The sequence below is a fragment of the Legionella quateirensis genome, from assembly GCF_001467955.1.
Classification (GTDB): Bacteria; Pseudomonadota; Gammaproteobacteria; order Legionellales; family Legionellaceae; genus Legionella; species Legionella quateirensis.
Map to the genome: position 1 here is coordinate 139,953 of NZ_LNYR01000038.1, position 7,208 is coordinate 147,160.

Sequence of the window (7,208 nt, forward strand, 5' to 3'; positions counted from 1 at the left end):
ATTGATTAAATTCCTGGTTTGCATTACAAAGATTTTCTTTTAATTTTAGTATGAAAAAGTTGGATCTTGTTTGAAAGCTGTGATAGCCTGTTAGCAATATGTGACATACTATAAAGCAAGTATGCTGCATAGGCAGTCGAATCCTTAGCTGCTATTCCCTAACAAAAATTTTCTCGGATATTCAATTCGTTTAAACAATAAATCAAGTGAGAAGTATGAATCTTAGTGAACTTAAGCAATTAGCTATTGCTGACCTCGTTAATATCGCCCAGGAGATGGGAGTTGAAAACACCTCCCGTTTGCGCAAACAAGACATTATTTTTGCTATTCTTAAGGCCCATGCTTTAAAAGGCGAAGACATCCACGGTGATGGTGTTTTAGAAGTTTTGACTGATGGTTTTGGTTTCTTGCGATCCGCGGATGGCTCTTATTTAGCCGGGCCAGATGACATTTATGTCTCACCGAGCCAAATCCGACGTTTTGGTCTTCGTTCTGGTGATACCATTTCTGGTAAAATCCGCCCACCTAAAGACAGTGAGCGCTATTTCGCTTTATTAAAAGTTGATCAGATAAATTATGACACACCAGACAGTGCAAAACGTAAGATATTATTTGAAAACTTAACTCCTCTATTTGCTACGCAACGATTAGTGATGGAGCAAGGTAATGGCAGTACCGAGGATTTAACAGCCAGAGTTGTTGATCTTTGTGCACCATTTGGTCGTGGTCAGCGAGGTCTGATTGTTTCTCCGCCAAAAGCGGGTAAGACACTGATGCTGCAAAATATTGCTCGTTCTATAGAAAAGAATTATCCGGAATGTTACCTCATTGTATTGCTTATCGATGAGCGTCCTGAAGAAGTTACCGAAATGCAGCGCTCTGTGAAGGGTGAAGTAGTTGCCAGTACTTTTGATGAGCCAGCAAATCGTCACGTTCAAGTGGCTGAAATGGTTATTGAAAAAGCGAAACGGTTGGTTGAACATAAACGAGATGTTGTTATTCTGCTTGATTCCATTACCCGTCTGGCACGAGCTTATAATACTGTTGTTCCTTCCTCAGGTAAGGTCTTAACCGGTGGTGTTGATGCGAATGCATTACAACGTCCCAAACGCCTGTATGGTGCTGCACGAAATATTGAAGAAGGTGGTAGTTTGACTATTATTGCTACGGCTTTGGTAGACACCGGTTCAAAAATGGACGAAGTGATTTATGAAGAGTTCAAGGGTACCGGTAATATGGAGATCCATTTGAGCCGTAATATCGCTGAGCGTCGTGTATTCCCAGCAATTAACATTAACCGTTCTGGAACGCGTCGTGAAGATTTGTTATTAAGTCCAGAAGATTTACAGCGTACCTGGATATTACGTAAAATCCTGCAGTCTATGGATGAGTGTGATGCCATTGAATTCCTCTTGGAGCGTATGAAAAATCATAAAACGAACGCTGAGTTTTTTGATGCAATGAAAAGACAAGAGTAATTAAAAGTATTGTTAGCACAAGCAAGAACTCGGCGTTGGTGGTAAGTTCACCGCCAACTGCGCCGGGTTCCACCCTAGTGTATACATTACTGAGTAATGTATAGGAACAAAATAGTGTAATCCTTTTGAGTTAAATCACTAATGAACTACTCTGATCTAAGAGACTTTATCGCACAACTCGAATCACGTGACCTATTAAAGCGAATTGATTATCCGGTATCGCCTTATCTTGAAATGACTGCCATCAGTGATAGAGTGCTGCGTTCTGGTGGTCCTGCTCTGCTCTTTACTAATACTCCTAATCATCGAATGCCGGTTTTGACCAACCTGTTTGGTACGGTTGACCGTGTTGCAATGGGCATGGGTGAGGAGTCGATCACCGCACTAAGGGATGTTGGTAAATTATTAGCAGCTTTAAAAGAACCAGAACCTCCCAAGGGGATTAAAGATCTGTTCAGTAAGTTGTCTTTATTAAAACCTGCCATGACTTTGGCACCCAAATATGTAAGCGGCGCTGAATGTCAGACTCATGTATGGGAAAAGGATGAAGTGGATTTAACTATGCTGCCCATCCAAACCTGCTGGTCTGGTGATGTTGCACCTCTAATTACATGGGGAATGGTCACTACAAAAGGTCCGAATCAAACCCGTGAAAATATGGGGATATATCGCCAACAATTATTGAGTAAAAATAAATTAATCATGCGCTGGCTTTCTCATCGAGGCGGTGCATTAGACTATCAGGCCTGGCAGAAATCCAATCCAGGCGAGCGTTTTCCTGTTGCTGTGACTCTGGGCGCTGACCCGGCAACTATTCTGGCTGCTGTGACCCCGGTTCCAGATTCTCTGTCTGAGTATGCTTTTGCTGGTTTGTTGCGAGGTCAACGCACTCGATTGACACGATGTATTGGTAATGAATTGCATGTTCCAGCCAGCGCGGAAATAATATTGGAAGGGTATCTTGAACCAGGTATAGAAGCACCCGAAGGTCCTTATGGAGATCACACGGGTTATTTTAATGAAGTACAATCCTTTCCGGTTTTTACCGTAGAGCGGATAACACATCGAGATAAACCCATTTATCTGAGCACCTATACTGGAAGACCACCCGATGAACCCGCAATATTAGGTGTTGCGTTAAATGAATTGTTTATTCCGTTATTACAAAAACAGTTTCCTGAAATAGTCGATTTTTATTTACCGCCAGAAGGCTGTTCTTATCGTTTGGCTGTTGTCACAATTAAAAAAGAATACCCCGGTCATGCTAAGAGAGTTATGATGGCCGTCTGGTCTTTCTTGCGACAATTCATGTACACCAAATTTGTCATTGTATGTGATGATGATGTGGATGCCAGAAATTGGCAGGATGTGATTTGGGCCATTACTACACGAATGGATCCAGCACGTGATACAGTAATGATTGAGAATACGCCTATAGATTATCTGGATTTTGCTTCTCCTGTCTCTGGTTTGGGATCAAAAATGGGAATGGATGCAACCAGTAAATGGGCTGGAGAAACGCAAAGAGAATGGGGAAGGCCAATACAAATGGATGAGGAAGTTTTAAAAAAGGTGAATGGATATTGGTCTTCACTAGGATTAGATTAATGAATGAAAAAATAGTTCAGGCTCAGGTTGAAACCATTTCTCCATTGACAGACAGTATCATGCAGTTGGTTTTAAACCCTGCTGAATACGTTTCATATCAGGCTGGCCAATACCTGCAGATTCTTTTTAGTGATGAGGAATTGAGTTATTCCATTGCCAATGCCCCATTAGGTTCACATAAATATGAATTACATATTCGTCATAGTCTGGAAAATCCGTACAATCAACGACTGTTTTCCCATATAAAAGAGCATGGAGAGGTAACTATCCGCCTGCCTTATGGTAACTGCAGCATTAATGATTTAGATAGCGATAGGCCCATTTTATTTATAGCCGGAGGTACAGGTTTTGCACCGGTTAAAGCAATGATTGAACAACTGTTAGCAACTACAGATGCTCGATCCTTTGAGTTAATTTGGGGGGCTCGATCACGAAGTGATTTGTATATGGATGAAAAGGTGACTCATTGGCAGAATCATGCCAGTAGATTCAAATATTTTTCGTTATTATCTGATGAAAGCAATGAGACCCTTGCTTCTTGTGCGCTGACTCGACATGCAAATGATCTGAATGATTGGCAAATAGTACTGAGTGGTCCTTTTGACATGGTCTACAGTACGCGTGATGTGTTAGTGAGTAATGGTGTATCGCCTGCTCACCTGTTTTCAGATGCCTTTGCTTTTGAATCCAGGTAAAGCAATTTAAAGATAATCGGGAAAATTAAAGGAGAGGATTGATGCAGACTTTATATCAAATTTTAGGAGTGATAGGCGCAATAATGATCGTATTTGTTTTGTATCGCGTCATTAAGGGAAGTCCTGATCAATTCAGTAAAGAAAATTTGAGTAAAAGTGCGTTAACCATGGGTGTATTAGCGCTGATCTTAATTGGTTTTATCGCATTGTTGGTTCTGATGTTGAGGAGTACCTAAGTCGCTTCGCAATTCGTCCGACCAACGTCATCTCCAACTCAGTGAGCTATCTCCTGAGAGTGGCACAGTGCCTGCATTTGGAGATCCTTCACTACGTTCAGGACGACGAAACAAGGAACCACGTCATCTCGAACACAGTGAGAGATCTCCTGCAATTGGAACGGTGCCTGCTTTTGAGCTCCTTCACTAAGCTTACATCGCACTTAATGTTTGGCATTGGTAATACGATAACTCCCTTCCTGTTCTCTCAAATAATGATGAATATTGGGATTATTGATGGGCAGGTGGCTGGGATCCGCAATTAACATGCACTCTTCAACATAGGTTACCTGACTGCTGTCATCAACCAATAAACGATACCATGGATTACGTGTAGCAAATTCACGTTGGCTTGCCTGTGGATTGTAGGTTCCTGAAGCCTGGAATATAGGATCTATATCCACCACAATAGCTCTGTAACGGATGCGTTTATGAATAACCAAATCCCCAATGTTAAATTTAGCAATTTTATCCATCGTCAGCACCTTTTTTGAGCGTCGTGATGAATATATCGGTAAATTGTTCAATAGCTTGAATTAATTTGCAGGAGTTACGATAAAGTTCCAATCTCTTCGTTAACTTTGGGGTTTACGTAAGTTCTAAATATATTCACGCGAACATAATGGCCAGAATGATGCCCAGCTCATATAAAACACACAAGGGTAAAGCCAGCATTAATTGCGACAACACATCCGGGGGGGTAAGCAGCATTCCCACAGTGAAGGCACTTACTATAACGTAAGGTCTGATATTTTTAAGTGTGATTACATCGATTAAATTTAAACGGACAAGTACAAGGCAAATTAATGGCACTTGGAAGCTAAAACCAAATAACATTAACATTCGAGTAATAAAATCCAGGGTATAAGCCATATCCGGCATCAAGCGTACCCCTTCGGGAAGGGCATGAGCAAAAAATTGAAACATAAATGGTAGAATCAGGAAAAAACAGAATATCACCCCGATAGCGAACAACACCATACTGATAACGATTGCGCCACCTAATTGATCTTTCTCATTTTTATAGAGTCCAGGACTGATAAAGCGCCAAATGTGGTATAGAGCAAAAGGAGCGCTGAGTAATATCGCAGTATCAGCAGCAAGTTTAAGTGGGGTAAAGACAGAAGAGGTAATCTGAGTTGCGATTAGCCCTTCCTGCTTAGGCAGGGATTTGAGTAATGGTGATACTAAAAAGTGAAACAGATCCGCTGCCATGAAAAAAAATAAAAAGAATAGGGCACCGAACCAGATTAAGGTATAAAGCGCGCGGCGTCTTAATTCAATCAGATGAATTAACATGGATTTTGTTGGCCTGGATAGAATAGATAATAGAATAAACTATAAATCAGTATCTTCCTATTGCCTGCATAAATCGGGCAATAGGATGAACAGCATGTTACACCATAGCGCAGGAGCTTCTATTTTTAACCCCAACGACTTCGGGTCTAATTTCTTTTAAGCGATTAAACTGATCCACAAACACTACTGTAGGTACCAGCGCGGCACAGTCTTCTTCCAACACTTGGGTGAATGAGGCAATAATGACCAAGTCTCCAGGGGTCACCAAATGAGCCGCGGCACCATTAACACAAATATCGGTTGAACCTTTTTCCCCGGTAATGGCATAGGTTTCAAAACGGGTTCCTGCAGTGATATTCCAGACATTTACTGCTTCATAAGGAAGAATGTTTGCTGCTTTTAGTAATTCTGGAGAAATGGTGATACTGCCTTCGTATTCTAAATCGGCTTGAGTTACATAAGCACGGTGAATTTTAGATTTAAGCATTTTTCTATATGCCATGGTACAAATTCCTAAAATGAGTGAGAATAAAAGGATGATCACATCAGCCTTGTTCATTTTGGCCGATTTTACATCATTATCCGTTGCCTAGGCCAGATAAATTTTGCTGATTATGCAATTCAATGATTCGTGTTGCAGGTCATACGCAATTTAGGAAACTGTTTCATGGAATGTACATTATGAGTTTCTTAAGGTCTATTGATAATTCGATTTTTATATATCACCCTCTGCAGCCCATCTCCGTCGCCTTTAGCACTCCATTCTCGTCACCTTCCACACCCAATTTCCGGTACCCTTTGCAGCCCATTCCCGGTACCCTCTGCAGCCGATTCCCGTCACTCTCTGCACCTCATCCCCGTCACTCTCCGCATTCCATTCCCGTCACCCTCCGCATTCCATTCCCGTCACCCTCCGCATTCCATTCCCGTCACCCTCCGCACTCAATTTACGTCACCCTCCGCACCCAATCTACGTCACCCTCCGCGAAGGCGGAGGGTCCATATATGGTCCGTCCAATACCGAAAATCATAAAAAAATTCATATCAATACATTGCAACCAATAAAAAAGGAAACGATATTTTCTCGTAGTATATTAAATTTTATTAAAAGGATTGGGGGACTCACGGATAATGTACTGATGTGAATGATAAAGAATGGACCCTCCGCCTTCGCGGAGGGTGACGGACTGCAGCCGATTCCCGCCACTCTCTGCACCTCATCCCCGTCACTCTCCGCACTCAATTTACGTCACCCTCTGCACCCCATCCCCGTCACCCTCCGCACTCCATTCCCGGTACCCTCTGCAGCCCATTCCCGTTACCCTCTGCACTCCATTCCCGGTACCCTCTGCAGCCCATTCCCGTCACTCTCTGCACCTCATCCCCGTCACTCTCCGCGCTCAATCTTACGTCACCCTCTGCACCCCATTCCCGTCACCCTCTGCACCCCATTCCCGTCACCCTCCGCACTCCATTCCCGTCACTCTCTGCACCTCATCCCCGTCACTCTCCGCGCTCAATCTTACGTCACCCTCTGCACCCTATCCCCGTCACCCTCCGCGAAGGCGGAGGGTCCATATATGGTCCGTCCAATACCGAAAATCATAAAAAAATTCATATCAATACATTGCAACCAATAAAAAAGGAAACGATATTTTCTCGTAATATATTAAATTATATTAAAAGGATTGGGGGACTCACGAATAATGTACTGATGTGAATGATAAAGAATGGACCCTCCGCCTTCGCGGAGGGTGACGGGGATAGGGTGCAGAGGGTGACGAGAATTGGGTGTGGAGGGTGACGAGAATTGGGTGTGGAGGGTGACGAGAATTGGGTGTGGAGGGTGACGA

The 7,208-nt window shown here is 42.8% G+C and carries 7 protein-coding genes; 4 read left to right on the forward strand and 3 right to left on the reverse strand.

All coding sequences use genetic code 11. The features are described from left to right. The first annotated feature begins 215 nt into the window (after window positions 1–215). From rho to Lqua_RS14010, 4 genes are all read left to right on the forward strand, one after another. Window positions 216–1,478: a transcription termination factor Rho gene (gene rho / locus Lqua_RS13995; protein ID WP_028382861.1), complete on the forward strand. Its 1,263-nt coding sequence runs from the start codon at window positions 216–218 to the stop codon at window positions 1,476–1,478. Window positions 1,479–1,619: 141 nt separating this feature from the next. Further along, window positions 1,620–3,086, forward strand: coding sequence for a 4-hydroxy-3-polyprenylbenzoate decarboxylase (ubiD, locus tag Lqua_RS14000; RefSeq protein WP_058474896.1), 1,467 nt, complete (start codon window positions 1,620–1,622; stop codon window positions 3,084–3,086). Then, the gene (locus Lqua_RS14005) at window positions 3,086–3,781 is read left to right on the forward strand and encodes an NAD(P)H-flavin reductase (RefSeq protein ID WP_058474897.1); all 696 of its coding nucleotides are present in this window, start codon (window positions 3,086–3,088) and stop codon (window positions 3,779–3,781) included. Before ubiD ends, Lqua_RS14005 begins: the two co-directional genes overlap by 1 nt. Before the next feature lie 41 nt (window positions 3,782–3,822). Further along, a complete protein-coding gene (locus Lqua_RS14010) occupies window positions 3,823–4,017 on the forward strand; it encodes a hypothetical protein (RefSeq protein WP_058474898.1) in 195 nt (64 codons plus the stop codon). A 203-nt stretch (window positions 4,018–4,220) separates the two neighbouring features. Here the strand turns inward: Lqua_RS14010 and hspQ are convergent, their stop codons facing one another. The 3 genes from hspQ to panD form a co-directional block, all read right to left on the reverse strand. Next, a complete protein-coding gene (gene hspQ / locus Lqua_RS14015) occupies window positions 4,221–4,532 on the reverse strand; it encodes a heat shock protein HspQ (RefSeq protein ID WP_058474899.1) in 312 nt (103 codons plus the stop codon). A 133-nt stretch (window positions 4,533–4,665) separates the two neighbouring features. Beyond that, window positions 4,666–5,355: a twin-arginine translocase subunit TatC gene (gene tatC / locus Lqua_RS14020; protein WP_058474900.1), complete on the reverse strand. Its 690-nt coding sequence runs from the start codon at window positions 5,353–5,355 to the stop codon at window positions 4,666–4,668. A gap of 97 nt (window positions 5,356–5,452) precedes the next feature. Then, entirely contained in the window at window positions 5,453–5,857 is a 405-nt protein-coding gene (gene panD / locus Lqua_RS14025; RefSeq protein WP_058474901.1) for an aspartate 1-decarboxylase, read from the reverse strand. Window positions 5,858–7,208: the final 1,351 nt, after the last annotated feature.

Bases quoted from the DNA above. Each gene is read 5' to 3' on its own strand.
- ubiD (WP_058474896.1), top strand. From the start codon at position 1,620: ATGAACTACTCTGATCTAAGAGACTTTATCGCACAACTCGAATCACGT.
- tatC (WP_058474900.1), bottom strand. From the start codon at position 5,355: ATGTTAATTCATCTGATTGAATTAAGACGCCGCGCGCTTTATACCTTA.
- Lqua_RS14010 (WP_058474898.1), top strand. From the start codon at position 3,823: ATGCAGACTTTATATCAAATTTTAGGAGTGATAGGCGCAATAATGATC.
- rho (WP_028382861.1), top strand. From the start codon at position 216: ATGAATCTTAGTGAACTTAAGCAATTAGCTATTGCTGACCTCGTTAAT.
- hspQ (WP_058474899.1), bottom strand. From the start codon at position 4,532: ATGGATAAAATTGCTAAATTTAACATTGGGGATTTGGTTATTCATAAA.
- panD (WP_058474901.1), bottom strand. From the start codon at position 5,857: ATGGCATATAGAAAAATGCTTAAATCTAAAATTCACCGTGCTTATGTA.
- Lqua_RS14005 (WP_058474897.1), top strand. From the start codon at position 3,086: ATGAATGAAAAAATAGTTCAGGCTCAGGTTGAAACCATTTCTCCATTG.